The sequence below is a fragment of the Texcoconibacillus texcoconensis genome (assembly GCF_014202575.1).
Taxonomy (GTDB): Bacteria; Bacillota; Bacilli; order Bacillales; family Salisediminibacteriaceae; genus Texcoconibacillus; species Texcoconibacillus texcoconensis.
The window spans coordinates 231,807-250,817 of the sequence record NZ_JACHHB010000004.1 but is presented as its reverse complement, the minus strand read 5'-3'; the positions used below and the strand labels follow the sequence as shown (position 1 = coordinate 250,817).

General features: G+C 38.4%; 26 protein-coding genes and 1 tRNA gene. 19 read left to right on the top strand and 8 right to left on the bottom strand.

The annotated features are described in order from the left end of the window. Window positions 1-119 precede the first annotated feature (119 nt). Entirely contained in the window at window positions 120-617 is a 498-nt protein-coding gene (locus HNQ41_RS06390; protein ID WP_184663574.1) for a hypothetical protein, read from the bottom strand. Window positions 618-638: 21 nt separating this feature from the next. Beyond that, a complete protein-coding gene (locus tag HNQ41_RS06385) occupies window positions 639-953 on the bottom strand; it encodes a DUF433 domain-containing protein (protein ID WP_184663573.1) in 315 nt (104 codons plus the stop codon). Between the two features lie 256 nt (window positions 954-1,209). Here HNQ41_RS06385 and HNQ41_RS06380 point away from each other — a divergent pair, with 256 nt between their 5' ends. From HNQ41_RS06380 to HNQ41_RS06340, 9 genes are all read left to right on the top strand, one after another. Further along, the gene (locus HNQ41_RS06380; protein WP_184663572.1) at window positions 1,210-1,803 is read left to right on the top strand and encodes a hypothetical protein; all 594 of its coding nucleotides are present in this window, start codon (window positions 1,210-1,212) and stop codon (window positions 1,801-1,803) included. A gap of 98 nt (window positions 1,804-1,901) precedes the next feature. Continuing rightward, window positions 1,902-2,051 carry a 50S ribosomal protein L33 gene (rpmG, locus tag HNQ41_RS06375; protein WP_184663571.1) on the top strand — a complete coding sequence of 50 codons (150 nt, stop codon included), beginning with the start codon at window positions 1,902-1,904 and terminating at the stop codon, window positions 2,049-2,051. Window positions 2,052-2,152: 101 nt separating this feature from the next. Beyond that, window positions 2,153-2,716, top strand: coding sequence for a 5-formyltetrahydrofolate cyclo-ligase (locus HNQ41_RS06370; protein ID WP_184663570.1), 564 nt, complete (start codon window positions 2,153-2,155; stop codon window positions 2,714-2,716). Further along, a complete protein-coding gene (locus HNQ41_RS06365) occupies window positions 2,713-3,516 on the top strand; it encodes a DUF92 domain-containing protein (RefSeq protein ID WP_184663569.1) in 804 nt (267 codons plus the stop codon). The genes HNQ41_RS06370 and HNQ41_RS06365 overlap by 4 nt, the downstream gene beginning before the upstream one ends. A gap of 27 nt (window positions 3,517-3,543) precedes the next feature. Further along, complete coding sequence (locus tag HNQ41_RS06360) at window positions 3,544-4,557, top strand: ThiF family adenylyltransferase (RefSeq protein WP_184663568.1); 1,014 nt, start codon at window positions 3,544-3,546, stop codon at window positions 4,555-4,557. 139 nt (window positions 4,558-4,696) lie between these two features. Beyond that, complete coding sequence (locus HNQ41_RS06355; RefSeq protein ID WP_184663567.1) at window positions 4,697-5,650, top strand: L-lactate dehydrogenase; 954 nt, start codon at window positions 4,697-4,699, stop codon at window positions 5,648-5,650. A gap of 85 nt (window positions 5,651-5,735) precedes the next feature. After that, window positions 5,736-5,918 (top strand): sodium:proton antiporter, encoded by a 183-nt coding sequence (locus HNQ41_RS06350; RefSeq protein ID WP_184663566.1) that lies wholly within the window; start codon window positions 5,736-5,738, stop codon window positions 5,916-5,918. A 189-nt stretch (window positions 5,919-6,107) separates the two neighbouring features. Beyond that, entirely contained in the window at window positions 6,108-6,863 is a 756-nt protein-coding gene (locus tag HNQ41_RS06345; RefSeq protein WP_184663565.1) for an HAD family hydrolase, read from the top strand. Then, window positions 6,864-8,420, top strand: coding sequence for a rhomboid family intramembrane serine protease (locus HNQ41_RS06340; RefSeq protein ID WP_184663564.1), 1,557 nt, complete (start codon window positions 6,864-6,866; stop codon window positions 8,418-8,420). It begins immediately after the preceding gene. A 42-nt stretch (window positions 8,421-8,462) separates the two neighbouring features. Here the strand turns inward: HNQ41_RS06340 and HNQ41_RS06335 are convergent, their stop codons facing one another. Further along, window positions 8,463-9,377 (bottom strand): hypothetical protein, encoded by a 915-nt coding sequence (locus HNQ41_RS06335; protein ID WP_184663563.1) that lies wholly within the window; start codon window positions 9,375-9,377, stop codon window positions 8,463-8,465. Window positions 9,378-9,471: 94 nt separating this feature from the next. Beyond that, entirely contained in the window at window positions 9,472-9,867 is a 396-nt protein-coding gene (locus tag HNQ41_RS06330) for a YueI family protein (RefSeq protein ID WP_184663562.1), read from the bottom strand. Window positions 9,868-10,009: 142 nt separating this feature from the next. Here HNQ41_RS06330 and HNQ41_RS06325 point away from each other — a divergent pair, with 142 nt between their 5' ends. The 7 genes from HNQ41_RS06325 (at window position 10,010) to HNQ41_RS06295 (ending at window position 14,424) form a co-directional block, all read left to right on the top strand. Further along, window positions 10,010-10,522: a hypothetical protein gene (locus HNQ41_RS06325; RefSeq protein ID WP_184663561.1), complete on the top strand. Its 513-nt coding sequence runs from the start codon at window positions 10,010-10,012 to the stop codon at window positions 10,520-10,522. 54 nt (window positions 10,523-10,576) lie between these two features. Continuing rightward, the gene (locus HNQ41_RS06320) at window positions 10,577-10,765 is read left to right on the top strand and encodes a YqgQ family protein (protein ID WP_184663560.1); all 189 of its coding nucleotides are present in this window, start codon (window positions 10,577-10,579) and stop codon (window positions 10,763-10,765) included. A gap of 99 nt (window positions 10,766-10,864) precedes the next feature. After that, on the top strand, window positions 10,865-11,827 hold the full coding sequence (locus HNQ41_RS06315; protein ID WP_184663559.1) for an ROK family glucokinase: 963 nt from the start codon (window positions 10,865-10,867) through the stop codon (window positions 11,825-11,827). A gap of 175 nt (window positions 11,828-12,002) precedes the next feature. Further along, window positions 12,003-12,701 (top strand): ATP-binding cassette domain-containing protein, encoded by a 699-nt coding sequence (locus HNQ41_RS06310; protein WP_184663558.1) that lies wholly within the window; start codon window positions 12,003-12,005, stop codon window positions 12,699-12,701. Window positions 12,702-12,705: 4 nt separating this feature from the next. Further along, entirely contained in the window at window positions 12,706-13,485 is a 780-nt protein-coding gene (locus HNQ41_RS06305; protein ID WP_184663557.1) for an ABC transporter permease, read from the top strand. Between the two features lie 8 nt (window positions 13,486-13,493). Further along, window positions 13,494-14,084 carry a hypothetical protein gene (locus HNQ41_RS06300; protein WP_184663556.1) on the top strand — a complete coding sequence of 197 codons (591 nt, stop codon included), beginning with the start codon at window positions 13,494-13,496 and terminating at the stop codon, window positions 14,082-14,084. A 31-nt stretch (window positions 14,085-14,115) separates the two neighbouring features. Next, on the top strand, window positions 14,116-14,424 hold the full coding sequence (locus HNQ41_RS06295) for an MTH1187 family thiamine-binding protein (RefSeq protein ID WP_184663555.1): 309 nt from the start codon (window positions 14,116-14,118) through the stop codon (window positions 14,422-14,424). Between the two features lie 115 nt (window positions 14,425-14,539). Here HNQ41_RS06295 and HNQ41_RS06290 read toward each other — a convergent pair whose 3' ends face one another. After that, entirely contained in the window at window positions 14,540-14,722 is a 183-nt protein-coding gene (locus HNQ41_RS06290) for a DUF2759 domain-containing protein (RefSeq protein ID WP_184663554.1), read from the bottom strand. A gap of 254 nt (window positions 14,723-14,976) precedes the next feature. Between HNQ41_RS06290 and HNQ41_RS06285 the strand changes: the two genes are divergently transcribed. Both HNQ41_RS06285 and HNQ41_RS06280 read left to right on the top strand, forming a co-directional pair. Further along, the gene (locus tag HNQ41_RS06285) at window positions 14,977-15,615 is read left to right on the top strand and encodes an MBL fold metallo-hydrolase (RefSeq protein WP_184663553.1); all 639 of its coding nucleotides are present in this window, start codon (window positions 14,977-14,979) and stop codon (window positions 15,613-15,615) included. A 248-nt stretch (window positions 15,616-15,863) separates the two neighbouring features. Further along, the gene (locus HNQ41_RS06280; RefSeq protein ID WP_184663552.1) at window positions 15,864-16,991 is read left to right on the top strand and encodes a class I SAM-dependent methyltransferase; all 1,128 of its coding nucleotides are present in this window, start codon (window positions 15,864-15,866) and stop codon (window positions 16,989-16,991) included. Window positions 16,992-17,040: 49 nt separating this feature from the next. Here the strand turns inward: HNQ41_RS06280 and HNQ41_RS06275 are convergent, their stop codons facing one another. Further along, window positions 17,041-17,280 carry a DUF2626 domain-containing protein gene (locus tag HNQ41_RS06275; RefSeq protein ID WP_184663551.1) on the bottom strand — a complete coding sequence of 80 codons (240 nt, stop codon included), beginning with the start codon at window positions 17,278-17,280 and terminating at the stop codon, window positions 17,041-17,043. Between the two features lie 125 nt (window positions 17,281-17,405). After that, window positions 17,406-18,125, bottom strand: coding sequence for a helix-turn-helix transcriptional regulator (locus HNQ41_RS06270; protein WP_184663550.1), 720 nt, complete (start codon window positions 18,123-18,125; stop codon window positions 17,406-17,408). Window positions 18,126-18,354: 229 nt separating this feature from the next. Between HNQ41_RS06270 and HNQ41_RS06265 the strand changes: the two genes are divergently transcribed. Continuing rightward, a complete protein-coding gene (locus tag HNQ41_RS06265; RefSeq protein ID WP_184663549.1) occupies window positions 18,355-18,786 on the top strand; it encodes a YtxH domain-containing protein in 432 nt (143 codons plus the stop codon). 67 nt (window positions 18,787-18,853) lie between these two features. Here the strand turns inward: HNQ41_RS06265 and HNQ41_RS06260 are convergent. Continuing rightward, window positions 18,854-18,928 (bottom strand) — tRNA-Gln (locus tag HNQ41_RS06260). Window positions 18,929-19,011 lie beyond the last annotated feature (83 nt).

Sequence of the window (19,011 nt, the reverse complement as noted above, 5' to 3'; positions counted from 1 at the left end):
AAAAGCATCACTCAACTTATTGAACCGCCGTATACGAGATCCGTACGTACGGTGGTGTGAGAGGACGGAGGGGCGAACCCTCCTCCTACTCGATTCTTTATGCGTTGCTTTATCTTGCCTTAATGAGTGACAACGTCAATCATCTCTTCTGCACTCATATTACTTGTTAATACGAACTGTCCTGTTCGAATTTGTCGAACTAAGTCTTTTTCTTGAAGTAATGACTGAAATTCGTTTACATCCTCGATCATTGCTGCGTCTGCTAACGTTTCTGCTAGTTCATGTGAGGTCATTCCATCATGAATATTGAGTACGAGGCGATATTCAATATTCTTTTCTTCCTCAACTTCATCATTTATCTCTTCTAATTGCGTGGCAAGTGAGTCTCTTTTCTGTCGAAGGGACGCTACCTCCTTTTCTATTTCTTCCATATCCTCTTGTTTGATGACAGAAGCTCCTTCATCTTCAGCGAAAGAGGCGAGTTCTTCCCAAGTTAATTGATCTGTTGTTTTTGCTTCGTTTTGTTCAGCTTCATCAGTAAATAAAGTCAGCGATGCGAAAACGGCAGTTGCTAGAAATAGCCCGGCTGCAACGCCTCTCATATCAGATTTAGACACATCTATACCTCCTTTTCGCTTTTATTGATTCGCTAAAAGCGATTCGACATCTTCAGGTGTGATATTTGCGAATTGTGCAATTTCTTCAATACTGTATCCGTCTTCGTACATAGCTAGCGCATCATCGCGGTTTAAGCTGTTGTCGAATGTTTCGCTCGATAGCAAAGCTTCTTCTAAAGAACTGATCTTTCTTTTTAATTGATACATTTCTTGCATATATCGGATCGACTGGTTTTCGAGTTGTTCTTCAAATTTAGAAGAACGATCTTTTTGTAATAACGATAGGATAAAAAGAATGGTAGATAATGCAAACATGATGATAATTGTTGTTTCCACAATAAGACTCCTTTCTAGATCAAACTCTGTCTTAAACGTTATATCATAATTTAATCTTCCTTCCTAGTCAATCATCGTCATTAATTGTAATAAGTTAAAGGGGCTGTCGATTAATGTTAATCACAGATAGACGAATGGCGCTAAAAACTGATAAAAATATACAATTTTACCTTCTTGTAGAATTTATCAACTCCCATTAACATGGACATTAGTTGAAAAAACGTGATAGCAACAAAGTTTGTTAGGAGGTAAATCAATGACAAAAATATGTGAAACTTACTATAAATCGAGCCTTACTTTTAAAAAGAGATATCGTATGTCTGTTGATGATGAGGAACAAGTATGGACGGATGACCTTGAAAATGATGATACTCATGAAGGTTCTTTGCTGGGAGTTGATTGGGTTGTCAGCTGGCTAAAAGGGATCAAAACAGAACACCATTTGCAAAAGACATGGTTAATGAACCGTTCTGTTAAAAGAAAAACCATTTGTTTTGACGTTTATTATCGAGTCGGAAAGAATGAAACGATCCCGTTGAGTTACTATGCACCGGAAAAAAGAGCGATTATTTCTCATCATTACAATGATTACTATGTTTTCAGTGGGGTGAATACACGAGGAGAAATACCTATTTTTCATACAGATTGTACAGGCTGGAAAGGTCGTCAAGAGAGAAGGTTACCGCTTATGCCGTTGAATCACGAGCACGATGGTGTAACTTTAAGGTACGAGCAAGTGGTTGATCCATTCGAAGAGGTCGTCTTTTATGAATGGTTCCTTTCAAGCGAGAGTTTGAACGCGTTAGAAACAGATCATTTTCATTATTTTCATCGCCTTAGTAAATATTGATGATCAGAATTCATTTAAACACTTGAATAAAAGCAAAAAGTTTGCTATCATCTTTTAAGTGTTGAAAACTTTTGAGGTAGATGTTTGGAGGGATAGACATGCGTGTACAAGTTACATTGGCTTGCACTGAAACAGGAGATCGCAATTATATTACGACGAAAAATAAACGTAAGAATCCTGACCGTATTGAAATGAAAAAATACAGTCCACGTTTGCAACGCCATACATTACACCGCGAAACAAAGTAAGCAGATATTTCTGCTTACTTTTTTTCTTTTCTCGACAGGGTCACTTCAAATGCTTACGCTATTACATATATCAATGCTAAAATAAAAGTGGGTGATGCCTAATGTTGTCGAAAACGGAGCTTAGAAAGCAATGTAAGCAATTGTTAAACAAAAAGCCATTGCAAACAAGAGAGTATGAAGAAGAGAAGATTTACGAACGGTTAACAAACAGTGTGGAGTGGCAGTCCTCTAAAACAGTGGGGTTAACGATTCCAATGAATCATGAAATTGATACAAAGCCAATCATTGAAAAGGGGCTTTCTGAAAATAAACGGATCGTGGTACCAAAATGTCATATTCATGATCGAACGATGAACTTTTATACGTTTACATCCTATTCTGCATTGAAAAGGTCTTCATTCGGTATTCTCGAGCCAGACGAGGAGAAAGCTGAAATGGCACACCAAAATGACATCAATTTACTAGTTGTGCCAGGCTTAGTGTTTTCGGTGACAGGTTATCGAGTTGGGCATGGAGCAGGCTTCTACGATCGTTATTTATGTACGTTTATGAATCAGACAATATCAATTTTATTTGAGGAGCAATTATATGAAGAGATTCCCGTTGGAGAACACGATGTTCCTGTACAAAAATTGATTACACCTAAACGGGAGTTGATTGTTTGATTTTGCCACTTAGTTTAACAATAGGAGTAGTGATATTTGCTTATCTCGTCTACCGACTACGTTCGCTAACAAGTTCAGGTTTTTTCATGGCGATGGTTGTAGGTATCAGTGTAGCTTGGACGACTGGAGTATTTGGTTTAATCATTATGGGGGCTTTTTTTGTAACAGCTACGCTAGTCGGTAGGCTTTTCAAAAATAATACAAAAGAACATTCAAACGTCGTTGTAAAAGGAGAAGAAAGAGATGCTCTCCAAGTGTTTGCTAATGGTGGTGTACCTGCACTTTTTAGTGTCTGCTATGCACTATTTAACGACCCGTTGTGGCTCTGGATGTTTATAGGTTCATTTGCAGCGGTAAATGCAGATACATGGGCGACGTCATTTGGTTCTCTCAGTCGAAAGAAGCCATTTGATATAAGGACAGGAAAACGTGTGGATACAGGGGTTTCGGGAGCAATTTCATTATCAGGAACAGTTGGAGCATTACTAGGTAGCTTCCTTATAGCGACGGTTTCTTTGTTCTCTTTTCCACTTTTAGAAGGTGAGCTTGCCAACGGTATGATTTGGCTGTCTGTGGTGACATTTTCTGGATTTATTGCTCAGTTTGTTGATACACTCATCGGAGCATGGTTGCAAGTATCCTACCGTTGTCGCCAATGTGGCATAACAACAGAGCAAACGAAACATTGTGGTCAAACATCGGAATATGTAAAAGGATTCATGCTAATTGATAACGACGTTGTAAATGTCATATGTGCATTATCAGGAGCACTCATTGCTCTAACGTTTATATATTTTTAATGGTCGTTTAGACAGAGGAGGCAACAGATGACAGATTTAAACCGATATTCGAGACAATCACTTTTCTCACCGATCGGTGAAGAAGGGCAGAGAACTTTATTAGAAAAACGCATATTAATTGTCGGAATGGGTGCATTAGGAACGGTTTTAGCTAATCATTTTGTACGAGCAGGTATAGGTTTTATTCGTTTTTGCGACCGTGATTATGTGGAAATGAGTAATCTACAGCGGCAAATGTTGTTCGATGAAGATGATGTTGCACAGTCCTTACCCAAAGCGGTTGCTGCGGAAAAAAAATTAAAGCGGATCAATTCGTCTATTGACATTGAAGGAATAGTAACAGATGTTAACGCCAAAAATATCGAAAGCTTAATGGAAGATGTTGACCTTGTTGTAGATGGAACGGATAACTTTCAAACCCGTTATGTTTTAAATGATGCTTGTTATAAAGCAGGGATCCCGTTTTTATACGGAGGGGCAGTCAGCTCGCGTGGGATGTATGCATTACTGATCCCTGGTGAGACACCTTGCCTTCGTTGCTTGATTCCTGATGGCGGATCAGGTGGCCAAACGTGTGATACGGTTGGCGTATTGGCGCCTGTTGTTGATATTGTCGCAAGCCATCAAGTTGTTGAAGCATTAAAATGGTTAACAGGACATAAAGAACGTTTAAATCAATCATTACAAACCTTTGATGTATGGAGAAATGATCGTTACCCATTGCTAGTTCAACATGCACGGAGTAATTGTCCAACGTGTCAACAAAAGGATTACCCTTCTTTACAATATGAAACAGACGAAGTGACAACGTTGTGTGGACGGGATACTGTGCAGATTTCGCATACAGATGCTTATAATCTTGACGAATGGGCGAGTCGTTTAGAGCCAATCGCAAACGTACAGAAAACTCCGTTTTTACTACGAGCGACACTAGAAAGTGGAGAAGTACTCGTCCTTTTCCCTGATGGACGAACGCTTGTTCAAGGAACTGAGGATCAGGCGCGTGCGAAAAATATCTTTGCAAGATATATAGGTATATAAAAGCTGAATTTACTCTAAGACATTAATCATTCCGTGATTAACAAACATACCAGTTTACAAATTATTATTAACGTTATTAAAATGGAAAAATCGGATACAGTATTAAAGGAAGAAATAATCATGGAAGGTGTGTTATCGTATGAGCGAAAGAAAATTAACAAGAATTGCAGTGATAGGAACTGGATTTGTTGGTTCAAGTTATGCGTTTGCAATGCTGAACCAGGGTGTTGCAGATGAAATGGTTCTTATTGATTTGGATAAAGAAAAAGCGCATGGAGATGCGATGGATTTAAATCACGGTTTACCATTTGGTTCTCCGATGAAGATTTGGTCTGGAGATTATTCAGATTGTGATAAGGCAGATATCGTTGTGATTACTGCTGGTGCGAACCAACAACCAGGAGAGACGCGCCTTGATTTAATTGATAAAAACACAAAAATCTTTAAAGGTATTGTTGGCGACGTCATGGCAAGTGGCTTCGATGGGATTTTTATTGTGGCCACAAATCCTGTCGATATCTTATCGTATGCGACATGGAAGTTTTCAGGGCTACCGCAAGAGCGTGTCATCGGCTCTGGTACCATTCTAGATACAGCTCGTTTCCGTTTCTTGCTTGGTGATTACTTTAATATCGATGTTAGAAATGTTCATGCTTATATTATGGGTGAACATGGCGATACAGAACTACCAGTTTGGACTGGTTCAAATATTGGAACTGACCCTATCCATAGCTATATGGAAAAATACAAGCCAGATGGCACACAAGAAGACCTAGATGAAATATTCGTGAATGTTCGTGATGCAGCATATCATATTATTGAGCGTAAAGGTGCAACACATTATGGTATAGCGATGGGCCTTACACGCTTAACAAGAGCAATCATTCGAAACGAAAATTCAATCCTTACAGTTTCATCATACTTACAAGGTGAATATGACCTTGAGGATGTTTACATTGGTGTACCTGCAGTTGTAAATCGTAAGGGTGTACAAAGAATTGTAGAACTAAACATTAGTGAAGATGAAAAAGAAAAGCTTCATCATTCAGCAAATGTATTAAAAGAGAATATGGAGCCTGTCTTTAAAGGGTAATTAACCAATTTTCCCTCCTTTCTATAAAACACACGGATAAAAGTCGTCTTTTTATCAGAAAGTAAGTGTAAAGGAGGGGGATATGATGAATCAATCGCCGATATGGACATGGCTGGTTGTCGCATTGCTCGCGATTTTTGGTTTTCGTTATCGATATAAAGTGGTGAATTTACTACTTACTCGTCGTTTTTTGCGCCGAGTTGTTGTTCGCTTAGCTATGCGTATTCCGGCAATTCGTCAATCGATGATGCAAAGAGTATTAAATTGACCACAAAAAACTGATTCATGAGGGTCTAAAATCCACCATGATTAAGAACGTTTTGTTCTATAAATGGTGAAGTGACTCCATGAATCATTTTTTTATGGAAATAAATCGTTATTTCAATTGTTTTCGACAAAGACTACGTTCGAAATTTTCACCTCTAATTGCTATAATATCTTCAAGAGGTGAAAAAAATTGACCTTACGATGGAACGTAATCGCATTTGATTTAGACAATACATTGTTTAGCCATGAAGATGCTTTTCAGTGTGCAATAAAAGGATGTTATGAACGCTTTTTAAAGCGAAACCAGATGACAAAAAAAGTGAGTTCGGATGAATTTTTTTCTGTTTTCAAACAACAGTGTGATACATATTGGCCGGAGTTTGAATCGAAGGAATTAACGAAAATCGCCTATCGTCGCAAACGCTTTATAAAAACGATGGAATTGTTGAGTTTACCTGCTTCTGAAGAAGAAGCTGATCGGTTTCATCGTGATTATGATGATACTGTTGACGATTATAGCGAGCCTTACCCTGAATTGACAGAAACATTACAATACCTTGATGAACAAGGGGTAATGGTGGCGGTGATTACAAATGGAAAGCACGAAACACAACTTGATAAATTAAGAAAGATTGGCGCCTTAGAGTGGATCCCGAAGGAAAATGTTTTTATATCTGATGAAGTTGGGATCGCAAAGCCTGATCCAGGTATATTTCAATATGCAGAAAAGTTGTTAGCTCCTTCTGGTGAAAGTCGTCTGTTTGTAGGCGATTCTTGGGAACACGATGTTGTTGGGGCTATTGATGCTGGATGGGAAGCAATTTATTTAAATACACGAGGTACTCATCCTTCTACAAACCATCAACCTTTAAAGCAATTTACACATTTTGAAGCGTTATCTTCATGGATTCGTGATCATATTCACGGACAGAGGGGGCACTATTAGATGCCGATGCTGGACATTCATTTAAAGTTTTGGGATCTCGCTTATCGCCTTGTTATTCGAGAAGGGATGCGCGTGGTCCAATTTAATAACCATGCCGATGAGCTGTGGCTCGAAGATGATCGATGTCAACGTCCCAAATTAATCCGTCTTCACCGTAAAGATTTAGATTGGCGTAATGAGCTAAAAAAAAGTATTGATAATACAAAAGAACGAGCGAAGAAAATAAAGAAAAGCAATGGCCTTCACCAAGCCAATGTTTATCATATTATTGTTAGTGCATATTCTCCTGTTGATGAGTGGGAGTCGTTGGTGCAAACTCCTTTGCCATTGACTGTTTCAAGTAAAAAACAAGAGATGAAAACGATTGTTTTGACTGATGAAAATATTCAGGAAACATTATATCCTTTAGCGACAGAATGGGAGTTAAACGAAGTACCAAGTTTGGTTAATCCCTATTATGTAGACGATCCAGAGCAATATATTCAAATGTTTCGCCGGCATATTAAACAAACGATGAAACAGAGAATTCAACAAGAACGAAATATTTTTTTATATGGACGTCCAGTATTTACGTTTGGTCTTTTAGGGGTCATTTTTTTAATGTATATGTTGACTGAATTAGAAGGTGGGTCAACGAGTGTAAAAACGCTTATAGACTTTGGGGCAAAGTTTAATCCACTGATTCAAGAAGGTGAATGGTGGCGTTTTATTAGTGCAATGTTTTTGCATATTGGCTTTTTTCATTTATTTATGAACTCATTGGCGCTTTTTTATTTAGGAGGAGCCGTCGAACGTATATTTGGCACATCTCGATTTGTTTTTATTTATTTTATTGCAGGCTTAACTGGCTCTATCGCTAGCTTCGTTTTTAATGAAAATATATCAGCAGGGGCAAGTGGTGCAATTTTTGGTTGTTTTGGTGCACTTTTATATTTCGGGTTGCGACATAAACGCTTATTTTTCCGAACAATGGGGATGAATGTGATCGTTATCCTTGCGATTAACCTCGGGCTCGGATTTGTGGTACCGATGATTGATAACGGTGCCCATATCGGAGGACTTATCGGTGGTTTTGTTGCTTCAGCAATGATTGCACTTCCGAAAAACTCTCACGTTAAAAGTCAAATAGGGGCATGGGTCCTGGCCCCATTAGCTTTAAGTATTTTGACTGCTATAGGTTTTTTACAGGAGCAAGGTGAAGAGGCGTATTTACCTTATGTTCAAGTTGGACAGGAACAAGCGATGGAAGAAGATTTTCAATCTGCGCGAGAGAGTGTACGAAAGGCGCTTGCTAACGGGGTCGATGAACCTGAAGCTTACTTTGTCCTCGCCAATACCGAAGCAGCGCTTGAAGAATACCATGATGCTAAAGAACATTTTCAAACGGTCGTTAACAAAGACCCGTCATTCCATGAGGCATATTATAATTTAACTCTTGTATATGTTGAATTAGGACAGTTCAATGAAGCTGAATCTAGTATTGAACGGGCGTTAGAAATCGACTCGGACAACCGTCAGTACCGACTTTTGTTAGAAGAGATTCAGCAACATCAATAATGACTATTGAAAAAAATATCCCGCCTTAACAAGTGGGATATTTTAATTATCAAGGTTGATATTTTGTCGTAATTTATAGCGGTCACCATCCGCATTTTCGTAGACAACGAATAGATGGGTTCGATCTTTATGAATCAAAATTAATGGCATTGAGTGTCCGATCGGAGCTTTATCATGTTGTTTGTTCACTTGCGGGATATCTGCAAATTCTTGATTATTATCGTCACGAATTGCCAAAATGTAATTGCGATAAAGTCCTTCCCATAATTGACCAATAATTGTTTTTGTTTGAGCCATCGTTAGTTTAGGGATAGGTTCGTTTTGGAATTTCAAAATTTTATTAAAAGCAACAGGGTCGTAATCGGTAAGTGAGATGTCAAAATGATGAATAAGGTCTTTCCAAGTATATTCTAGTTGTTGATTAACAATTTTATCAAGTGTATCCTTTGCTTCTTGCTCCTCTTCATTCGTCGGTTCATGAAAAGAAATCATATTTCGCAAAGGAGAATCGACAACATAGAGTTGGTCGCTTGACATCGTTTGTTTACTTTTTATTTCATCATATGGGTAGTGGATCTCAGCGTGATGGAAACTAATCGCTTCATATCGACCGCTGTCATCACTATCGATGGTGCGATGAACAGATAATTCGCTGGCATCTCCTTCCCATTCGTTTTCCTTACCAATTAGGCGACCATCTTCAAATAACAATGAAACGTCTTGTCGTAAATAAACTTCTTCATCGACTTTGGAAGCTATATTCCAACCAATTGTATATTGATCTTCATCAAAATCATCAACAATTGAAAGAGATGTGAATGCTTGCAAGAAAGAGACGCGTTCATCTTCAGGGAAGTACATAAGTGTTTCTTCGGTCTTATCCCACTGAATCCAAATAAGTAAAGAAGAAATGATGAATATAAGTCCGCCTAAAATCCTTTTTTGTCGCTCATCCATCCAAATCCCACCTTAAGTCATCTGGTATGGTATATGAGACGAGCGTAGCGAATATGATAGGGGCATTAAAAAAAGCTGACAAAAGTCAGCTTTTTTAATCCTCCATATCCCGTTGATATTGTTCGTCTTTTATAAAAAAGGATGGTCGAGATTCGGGTAAAGCTTTAGAACTGGCCAACACTAAACCGATCGGTGTATCGTAACTGTCATTAATAATTGTAAAAGCAACACGGTGTTTGTTCGCTTCGTTTACATAGTTAGAATAAGCACTATATCCTAAGTCCCCATTTAAATAAAGGTGAACATCTTTTTCCTTTTTCATCACGTCTATGGCTTTGTCATACATGCCGCGGTGGCGAACTTGACGATTGGTTAAGGCTAAATGTACGCGTTCAGCAAAAGTAGATAAAAATAATTTTTTTTCTTCCGGCTTAATTTCAGGCTTTCCATATACCCCTTGTTCAAGGACTTCTTTTAACTTGTCTCCCATATATATCCCTCTTTTCATTTCTTTGTGTGTGTTTTATGAGGACAGTTGCTAGTATAGCAACGAATAATCGTTCTCGCCAACATAAAAACCTGTCCTTAATGTGTGAAAAACATCATAGGCTTATATTAAGGAAGGTGGTCCGATGGTTGCTATTACATCAGTTTTATTAACAGTCGCTCTTCTTGGATTAACGCTAAGCAGCTTTGTAGCGGTAAAGAGCTTATTTGCATTACAAACATTTTATTTCGTCGTTGTTGCTCTTTTTTTAGGATGCACATTTCTTGGCATGGTAATCGGAAGTTTTCTACTTGCTTGGTTATCAATTGGGTGGTTTCAAATTCTAGTCGGGGTTGTTTGTTTAGGAGTAGCGGTGATGTTTTTTCAAATTTATCACCCTGCTTATGGCTATTTTCCAACATATACACAGCTTCCGTGGTTGTTAATTAGTACGCTCTTTTTCATTGTCGGATTAGAATGGGCAATTTTTGGTTTCTCTAGATGGTTTATATTGCTGTTCTCCCTGTTTTTTGCAGCGAGTGTTTATGCAGGGATATATTTGTTCTTTCGATTAAAAAATATACCGAATTACCGCCCCTTGTTACCATGGATTCCTTTATTATTACTTGGTGTGATTGCGATATGGAAAATCTTCTAATTTTGCTATAATAAAAAAGAGAACGATCAGGAAAAATAAAGGGGAAAATTTAAAATGAAGACGTACTATGACGTTCAACAATTGCTAAAACAATTTGGTACATTTGTATATACAGGTAATAGAGGAGCGGATATCGATTTAATGGAAGAAGAAGTAAAAGAGTTATTTGAATGGGGGATGTTGGACAGACAAACATATCAAGAAACAAGGCTCATTCTTAAGCAAGAACGGTCAAAAGAGTAACAGATTGATGAACGAGGAGGTGCAATCGTTTGCATCCTCTTTTTTTCGTGCTACAATGAAAATATATACATGTATGATTGATAAGAAGGAATGATGTAAATGACAAAGCAATGGTTAGCAGGTATTGACGTCGGTGGAACGACGATGAAAATGGCATTTTTTACTGAAAAAGGTGAATGTGTAGATAAATGGGAAGTGCCGACGAACACGGAAGATGAAGGCATCCATATTATTGATGATATCGTTGATGCGATTGATGAAAAATTAACAAAAAATAACGCTACTAGACATGATCTTATAGGTGTTGGCCTCGGTGCACCAGGGTTTATTGAAGTGGAAACAGGCAGAATCATTGAGGCAGTGAATGTAGGGTGGAAGGACTTCCCTCTCACTGAACGCTTAGAAGCAGCGCTTGAGGTCCCTGTAGCTGTTGATAATGATGCGAATATTGCTGCTTTAGGAGAAAGGTGGCTTGGAGCGGGCGATGGTGCCGAAAACGTTCTGTTTGTGACATTAGGAACAGGAGTTGGTGGAGGTTTAATTAGTGATCGACGCATTATTCATGGTGAATCAGGTTTTGGAGGAGAAATTGGTCATATTACGGCTGTAACAGAAGGTGGTGCACCATGTAATTGTGGTAAAACTGGTTGTCTAGAAACAATTTCATCTGCAACAGGAATTCGTCGTCTCGGTTTAGAAGCTGTAGAATCAGGCAAGACCGGGATGTTGTCTTCTACATATGAAAAAGAAGGAGATTTAACCGCCAAAGATGTTCTTGATGCAGCAAAAGCAGGGGATGAGGCTGCTGATGAAATTGTTGAATATGCAATGTATCACCTTGGCTTTGCTTTAGCGAATTTAGCTAATGCAATGAATCCAAATACAATTGTTATTGGTGGCGGTGTCTCGAAAGCAGGCGAATTTATCATTGACCGAATTCGTACACACTTTCAAGCGTATGCAATTCCTAAAGTCGGCGAAGATACAAACATTCGTATAGCCACATTAGGAAACGATGCAGGCATTGTTGGAGGCGCATGGTTAGCGAGTCAGCGAGTATAGCAAATATATGAATGATAAAAGCAGGTATCTTCATCAACGGTAGGTGAGGAGCCTGCTTTTTTGCATGAAAAGTGCTGTCTAAACCGTGAAATATCTTTGAATATTTGAATGAAAATACGTACGTGATATACTTCTAGTTTATCATTTATCATAGATAGAGAGGGGGTTATAAGATATGGTAGATTTAATCGATGTACAAGCAGTGTCTAGCGAGCGCTTAACGAATATTCATTTGTCGATTGAAGAAGGTACGATTGTCAACCTCATAGGTCCTTCTGGAGGGGGGAAAAGCAGTTTATTAATGTTGTTAAACCGCCTTGAAGACCCTTTGGAAGGGGAGATTTTATATAAAGGAGAACCGATTACAAACATTGAATTAGGAAAACTTCGGAGAATGATTGGTTTAGTACAACAAACTGCTGCTTTATTTGAAGGAACTGTAGAGGATAATCTAAAATATGGCCCTTCATTAACGGGAGCGTGGGGAAGTGCAATGGGGAGAGACCTTTTAGATCAAGTAAGCCTTCCGCAAACTTACCTTCAAAAATATGTTGATGAATTATCCGGCGGAGAAAAACAAAGAGTTGCTTTTGCTAGGGCGTTAGCAAATAAGCCGAGGATTTTATTATTAGACGAGGTGACAAGTGCTTTAGATGTACGAAACGTTGAATGTATTGAGCAACGACTGTACGAACTCATAGAAAGTAAAAAAGTTGAAGGGATGTTCATGGTTACACACGATATTTCGCAAGCGAAGCGAATGGGGAGTCATACAGTTTTTATGAGTGAAGGGAAGATTGTAGAGCAAGGAGAAACAAAAGAGATCCTCACTCACCCGGAAACAACACGTTTAAAACAATTTTTAAAGGAGTGAGGAAATGGCTCCAGAAATTTCAAATGCCTCGATGTTTCTTTTAATATTTTTTGTTCTTATCCCTATTTCATTGTCTTACATATATGCCTTAGGTTTAAGTCGTTCAATTGCTTGGTCTTCATTACGTGGAGTCGTTCAGCTCGTACTGATCGGTTATTTGTTAACTTATTTATTCTCTTTGCCACCTGTAATTGGTATATCAATTATGCTGATGGTGATGGTCACCGTCGCTACGTTCCATGCAAGTAAAAAAGGAAGTGGTTTTCCATATGTTCGCTCAATTATTTTCGTCGTGATTGCAGGTGTAGAACTTTTAGTGCTTGCAATGTGGCTAGGATTTGATATGATCGAATTTGCACCAGATCAGGTGATTCCAATGAGTGGAATGGTCATAGGAAATAGCATGGTAGCAATAGGTTTGGCGTTAGAGCGAATGAAACATGAATTTAACGAAGGCAAAGACCGAATCATTGCAGCACTATCTTTGGGAGCGAGTCCAAAGCAAGCTTCACAGTTACTTATACGTAAAATCGTAAAGGCAGCGATGATCCCAAATGTAGACGGACTGAAAACAATCGGACTTGTACAACTCCCGGGAATGATGACAGGGTTAATTTTAGGGGGTGTTCCTCCTGTAGAGGCGATCCGATATCAAATTGTCATTTCTTTAAGTATTTTTACATCTGTATCGCTTAGTGCGATGTTTATTACAGTTATTTTCTATCGTTTTTATTTTAATGATCGCTGGCAGTTAGTGAAAAGAAAAGAAACTCAAGAATCGTAGGTGAAAACATGGCTGCAAATAGAATTGTACTTTTATTACCACTCATTGTCATGATTGGATTATTTGTATTTGGTTACATGTCGATTCAACAATTAGATGAGGTAACAAACGAACAGCTCCAGGACCACACAGAGTTTGACGTGACAGGAAATAATGATGGCAACGAGACGACGGTAAATGTTCGTTGGCAATGGGATCGCCTACCAGAAGATGGTGTAGCAGGTGATGATTTTATGATCATTCAGTTTTATGATGAAGCTGAAAATCTCTTAGAGTCGGGTGCAATTGCAGATGTATCTTTGCAACTTACTCATAGCGATGAAGTTTTATACGAAACATCAGATATTGCTTATGAGGCAGGGGGGTATGTCGTTTCCTTTCAGAATGAACAATCTCAACACGAAACACTAGGAAGTCAAGGAGAGTGGCAACTTGTTGTTGAACATGCTGATCAGTCACCAGATCATGTTCAGTTAACTTATTGGCATACATGGAATCATCATTCTGTTTCAAAAGGTGAGCTTCTAGAAGATTCATCAAGTATAAACAATATCGATCATTGGGTCGTGGAACGCTTTGAGTCTATTGAACAAAAATAATAGAGGTTGATTGAATCGAGGAGGTAGCAAAATGGCGATTATCGATGTAAGTATTATTCCAATTGGTACTGAGTCACCGAGTGTAAGTGGTTATGTTGCTCGTATTCATGAAGTGTTAAAAGGTTATGAAGATGTTGTGAATTATCAATTAACGCCGATGAACACGATCATTGAAGGGGAATTGGAGACACTTTTAGAGGTAGTGAAGAGATTACATGAGACCCCTTTTGAAGAAGGAGCATACCGGGTTGCAACGACGATTCGTATTGATGACCGAAGAGATCAACAAAAGTCAATGCAGGAAAAAGTCGTGCGTGTGGAAGAAAAGTTGAGTCGTTAAATAGAAAAAAGAGGCTTCCCTTTGATCGTGTACACTCTATAGAAGGAGTGAGTACGTTTTACACGACTGAAGAGGAAGCCTCTTTTGTGTGGCAGGGTGATTATTGATCGCTTCGTTACATTGCACCGCCAGTTCCAGTTGTAATAATTGAGTACAGTGTCATGACCGAGAACCAGCCAAATACACCAGCAGAAAGTAATGAGAAACCGACGCCAAAAAGGTTCTTTCGTTTCCATTCAGAAAAGATGCCCACAGCGCTTAAAATTGCAACGAATAAAAAGATAATCGCTAAAACCATTAGACTCCCCTCCTTACTTATGTAGCGTTTTCATTCACTTACCCGTTAAACGTATTGTCAATCATATTTTAGTTGTAAACGCGTAAGAAGTATCGTTTTACGCACGGTAAGTATTTACTCGATTTTATTTTACGTCTTTTTTTTGCGTTTGTCGAGTCCTTCAAATCAAGAATCTAACTTTTTAACAGTGCAAAGATTGTTTGTCCATTTTTGCTTATGCTTGTAAAATAGTGAGTAGATAGGAGGGAATGTATATGAAATGGGAGCGCCAACCACTTGGAGCTTTACAAACGAATAGTTTTATTTGTGTCAATGATCAAGGTAAAGGTGTTGTGATTGATCCGGGTGGAGAAGGAGATCGTTTAATAAAACATATTAATGACCGAGGGATTGATGTAGAAGGGATTTTATTAACCCATGCGCACTTCGATCACATAGGGGCTTTAGAAGAAGTGAGAGATGCTTTCCGTGCCCCTGTTTATTTACATGAGTTGGAAGCCGCTTGGTTAGGGGATGATTCAAAAAATGGATCAGGCCTATTTATGGGGATTGAGCCTGTAAAGTGTCGACCAGCTGATCAATTGATTAAAGAGGAAGGTTCTCTTACTGTGGGATCTTTTACGTTTGAAGTTTTTCATACCCCTGGTCATTCCCCGGGAAGTGTCTCTTATTATGTGCCAGAGGAAAACGTCGTTTTTTCAGGAGACGTATTATTTCGAGGAGGCATTGGACGGACTGATTTGCCAGGAGGAGATCACGACACATTGATGAAAACCATTCATCAACGGTTACTTACAATGCCAGATACGACAATCATTGCGAATGGGCACGGTCCGGAAACGACAGTTGGAGAAGAGATGACTTCCAATCCATTCCTAAATGGTTTTGGATAAACGCCATGTTTTATTAACTTTGATTGCTATGTATTTTGGGATTTGATTTAGAGGAAAAAAACAATAAAAAGGTGGCCTTCCAGGGTAGAGAAGGCCACTGTTGGGGAGTTAATCTAGTAACAAATGAACTTTGAGGGGGAGGGGGAACTCCCGAAGATCATTGTTCTACTGACAATTTTATTATATACATAACTAAACAACGTGTCAACAGTGTTAAATCCTTTGATGAAAAGTGAAGGAGTTGAAAAATGAAACGTTTAATAGAGCGCATTGAACAAGCTGGAATATTAGATATTGCATCTTATATGGAACATGTCCTTTATGATGAGGTTGAAGGTTATTACATGAAAAAAAATAAGAAACTAGGAAAAGAAGGAGATTACTATACAAGTAATCATGTTCACCCCGTTTTCGCTAAGACATTCGCTCACTTTTTTCACGATGTTTTAACGAAAGAACGTTTACCTTTAATGATTTGTGAATGTGGAGGGGGAGATGGCAAGTTTGCAAAATCTGTTCTTGATGAGTGGAAACAAACATTTCCTTCTACGTATCAATTGTTGGATTATCGTCTCGTTGAAACGAGTCCTTTCCATCGATCTTTGCAGGAGGAAGCATTAGATGAGCATCAGCAGGTTGTGACACTTCATTCGTCATTAGAAGAAGTAAAAGGTGATGTACCGGATTTTCAAGGTGTCATCTTCTCAAATGAATTGTTGGATGCCCTCCCTGTACGAGTGGTGGAGGTAGAAAACAGTGAATTATATGAAATCTTTGTCGCGTTGTCAGAAGAAGGGGAACTGATTGAAGAACGTCAAAGGTGTGAGGATCAAGATATTCAATCTTGGATTGAGCAATACGGTCCAACACTAGACGATGGTCAACGAATTGAAATACCGTTAGCGATGAAAGATTGGCAACGTGAGGTCAGTGAGTGGTTAAAAAACGGGATGATTGTAACAGTTGACTACGGTTATACAAATGACGATTGGCGTGATCCGCAATTAAGAGATGGATCGTTACGGGGCTACTCAAACCATCGCATGGTCAAAAACCCGTTAAAGTTTCCAGGTGAAATGGATTTAACAAGCCACGTTCACTGGGATACATATGACAAGATTATGAAGGAATTTGGATTAAAACGAATGATCGCAGAACGACAGGATCGTTTTTTAATTGAAGCGGGATTATTGCAGTTTGCTCAAGAAACAACAGATCCAAATCCTTTCTCTAAAACGCATAAAAAAAACCGTGCCATCCAACAATTAGTTCATCCAACAGGAATCAGTGGCTCATTTTCTGTTTATGTACACGAACGCGGTTTAAGTGAATGTGATTCATATCAATACTTCTGTAAAAGTCCCTATATAAAATGAAAGAAGAGGAGTTGATTGATGTTATCAACTCCTCTTCTTTCAAATGTTTTTAATGTCCGCCGATTTCCATGATGAACGTCGAGTAGTAAGTAAAACCAACGAAAAATAATGTTAAATAGGCGCCAAAAATATAGATGTAAGCACGTTCTGATAATTTCAAGTAGCTTAATGCAAGGAAAGCGCCTGTTTGGCCAAAAAAGAGAATGGCCATTTCATACATATCCCCAACCAGAAACAAAATTGCAAATATCCCGGTCCAGAAACTAATTACCCGGAACATCCGATCCATCGCGTTTCCCTCCTTCATATGTAACGTTACACAGACCCCCAAGTCGTGTGAAACATTTTGCTTCACTTTATTATATACCTGATAAGTGGGTTTGTAAACGCAGGAGTACTAAGCAATTTATGAATTTATGATGTCGCTTCATTTCCTAATACGACAGTTGTGTACGTGCATGCCATTTCGTTCTCTTGAAACATTGAGGATTCTTCTTGTAACTTAATATCTTTAAAGAAATATTCAAAAATCCCCTCAACAAGAGCGTGGTGCATTTGACAAATGCCAGGTTGGCTTTTTGCTAATTCACTGAAAGTACAATTAAAAATACGAAATACGATTTCGTTTCTTTCTTCGTCATAATGCATCTCTGGATTTAATCCTTGATTTAAAGAAATCTTCTCAATAAACGTAACTTTTTCTTTGGCACTCATGTCTGATACATCTTCATCTAAAGAATCAACAAAGGATTTCGCTGATTCATAACCGAATGTTCGACCCGTTTCAATAAGAGCGTGCCTTCCTTCTTTTCCGAGTGAAGCGAGAGAATTAATCGCAATTTCAGATAGACGTTGGTAATCACGATAAGGAAACTGAAGGCTTACAACTTCATCGGAAATACGGTAATAACGGCTAGGGCGTCCGCCTTTACCTGTCTTTTTTGTTTCTGATACAAGCATTTCAACATCTTCTAGTTTAGTTAAGTGTAAACGAGCGACATTGGCGTGGATGTTAAAAGAGTCTGCGATTTCCTGTACAGTTACATCGCGGTGCTGTCTAGATACGTATTGGTATATTGAATATCTCGTAGGATCAGAAAGAACGCTCGTTAATTTTAAGGTTTGTTGTTCCATTTGCTATCACTCCATATGTGAAATCTTCCATCATTATAATATAGTCATTTAAATAAATAAATGTGTTTTCAATTTAAAAACACACTTAACAGTGTAAATAGAACAATTATGTGTCAGCTTTGTCATATTTGTTGACAACAATTAATGTAAAAAACAGGTTTTGACGAGCAAGAAAAAAGGAAATAGATATTGTATTACGTTAAATATTTGTTATTAGAGGAGGACAAAAATGGGAAAAATTGATACAAAGGATTTTGTTGTCGGTACACTTATTGGGGGTGTGATTGGTGCGACTTCCGCTATGCTCTTAGCACCAAAACCAGGCAAGGAGTTACGGCAAGACATTAATGAACGAGCTACTATTGCAAAGGATAAGACAGTTGAACTAACAGATTTAGCAAAAGAAAAAGGAAGTGAATATTCAGAGATTGTTAAAGAAACATCAGATAAGTGGTCACAAGTCGCTAAAGGTCAATTGAAAAAAGCGAATGAATTTAGTGAAAACTTTTCTACTGTAAGCTATGAAGAAAAGGAAGATCCTGTAAAAATGTACGAAGATGAAAAAGAAGCAGGTAAAAAATTAGCTGAGCAAGTGATCTCTGATATTGAAGAGACTCGAGAACAGCAAGAAAGTGGAATTGAGTTAAATAATCGTGAATAAAAACAAAAATCAAAGGTCAGACAGTTAAAATATTTACCTTACTTGTTTGACCTTTGCAGATATTTAATGGCTGGGATAGCAGGATTCGAACCTGCGGGTCACGGAATCAAAATCCGTTGCCTTACCGCTTGGCTATATCCCAATGGAGAAGGAATGGCTGGGATAGCAGGATTCGAACCTGCGCATCACGGAATCAAAATCCGCTGCCTTACCGCTTGGCTATAT

Coding starts and splice junctions, on each gene's coding strand:
- HNQ41_RS06325 (WP_184663561.1), top strand. CDS start 10,010: ATGGTTGCTATTACATCAGTTTTATTAACAGTCGCTCTTCTTGGATTA.
- HNQ41_RS06320 (WP_184663560.1), top strand. CDS start 10,577: ATGAAGACGTACTATGACGTTCAACAATTGCTAAAACAATTTGGTACA.
- HNQ41_RS06340 (WP_184663564.1), top strand. CDS start 6,864: ATGCCGATGCTGGACATTCATTTAAAGTTTTGGGATCTCGCTTATCGC.
- HNQ41_RS06310 (WP_184663558.1), top strand. CDS start 12,003: ATGGTAGATTTAATCGATGTACAAGCAGTGTCTAGCGAGCGCTTAACG.
- HNQ41_RS06295 (WP_184663555.1), top strand. CDS start 14,116: ATGGCGATTATCGATGTAAGTATTATTCCAATTGGTACTGAGTCACCG.
- rpmG (WP_184663571.1), top strand. CDS start 1,902: ATGCGTGTACAAGTTACATTGGCTTGCACTGAAACAGGAGATCGCAAT.
- HNQ41_RS06350 (WP_184663566.1), top strand. CDS start 5,736: ATGAATCAATCGCCGATATGGACATGGCTGGTTGTCGCATTGCTCGCG.
- HNQ41_RS06290 (WP_184663554.1), bottom strand. CDS start 14,722: ATGGTTTTAGCGATTATCTTTTTATTCGTTGCAATTTTAAGCGCTGTG.
- HNQ41_RS06360 (WP_184663568.1), top strand. CDS start 3,544: ATGACAGATTTAAACCGATATTCGAGACAATCACTTTTCTCACCGATC.
- HNQ41_RS06300 (WP_184663556.1), top strand. CDS start 13,494: ATGGCTGCAAATAGAATTGTACTTTTATTACCACTCATTGTCATGATT.
- HNQ41_RS06285 (WP_184663553.1), top strand. CDS start 14,977: ATGAAATGGGAGCGCCAACCACTTGGAGCTTTACAAACGAATAGTTTT.
- HNQ41_RS06380 (WP_184663572.1), top strand. CDS start 1,210: ATGACAAAAATATGTGAAACTTACTATAAATCGAGCCTTACTTTTAAA.
- HNQ41_RS06330 (WP_184663562.1), bottom strand. CDS start 9,867: ATGGGAGACAAGTTAAAAGAAGTCCTTGAACAAGGGGTATATGGAAAG.
- HNQ41_RS06355 (WP_184663567.1), top strand. CDS start 4,697: ATGAGCGAAAGAAAATTAACAAGAATTGCAGTGATAGGAACTGGATTT.
- HNQ41_RS06265 (WP_184663549.1), top strand. CDS start 18,355: ATGGGAAAAATTGATACAAAGGATTTTGTTGTCGGTACACTTATTGGG.
- HNQ41_RS06315 (WP_184663559.1), top strand. CDS start 10,865: ATGACAAAGCAATGGTTAGCAGGTATTGACGTCGGTGGAACGACGATG.
- HNQ41_RS06275 (WP_184663551.1), bottom strand. CDS start 17,280: ATGGATCGGATGTTCCGGGTAATTAGTTTCTGGACCGGGATATTTGCA.
- HNQ41_RS06270 (WP_184663550.1), bottom strand. CDS start 18,125: ATGGAACAACAAACCTTAAAATTAACGAGCGTTCTTTCTGATCCTACG.
- HNQ41_RS06335 (WP_184663563.1), bottom strand. CDS start 9,377: ATGGATGAGCGACAAAAAAGGATTTTAGGCGGACTTATATTCATCATT.
- HNQ41_RS06370 (WP_184663570.1), top strand. CDS start 2,153: ATGTTGTCGAAAACGGAGCTTAGAAAGCAATGTAAGCAATTGTTAAAC.
- HNQ41_RS06280 (WP_184663552.1), top strand. CDS start 15,864: ATGAAACGTTTAATAGAGCGCATTGAACAAGCTGGAATATTAGATATT.
- HNQ41_RS06305 (WP_184663557.1), top strand. CDS start 12,706: ATGGCTCCAGAAATTTCAAATGCCTCGATGTTTCTTTTAATATTTTTT.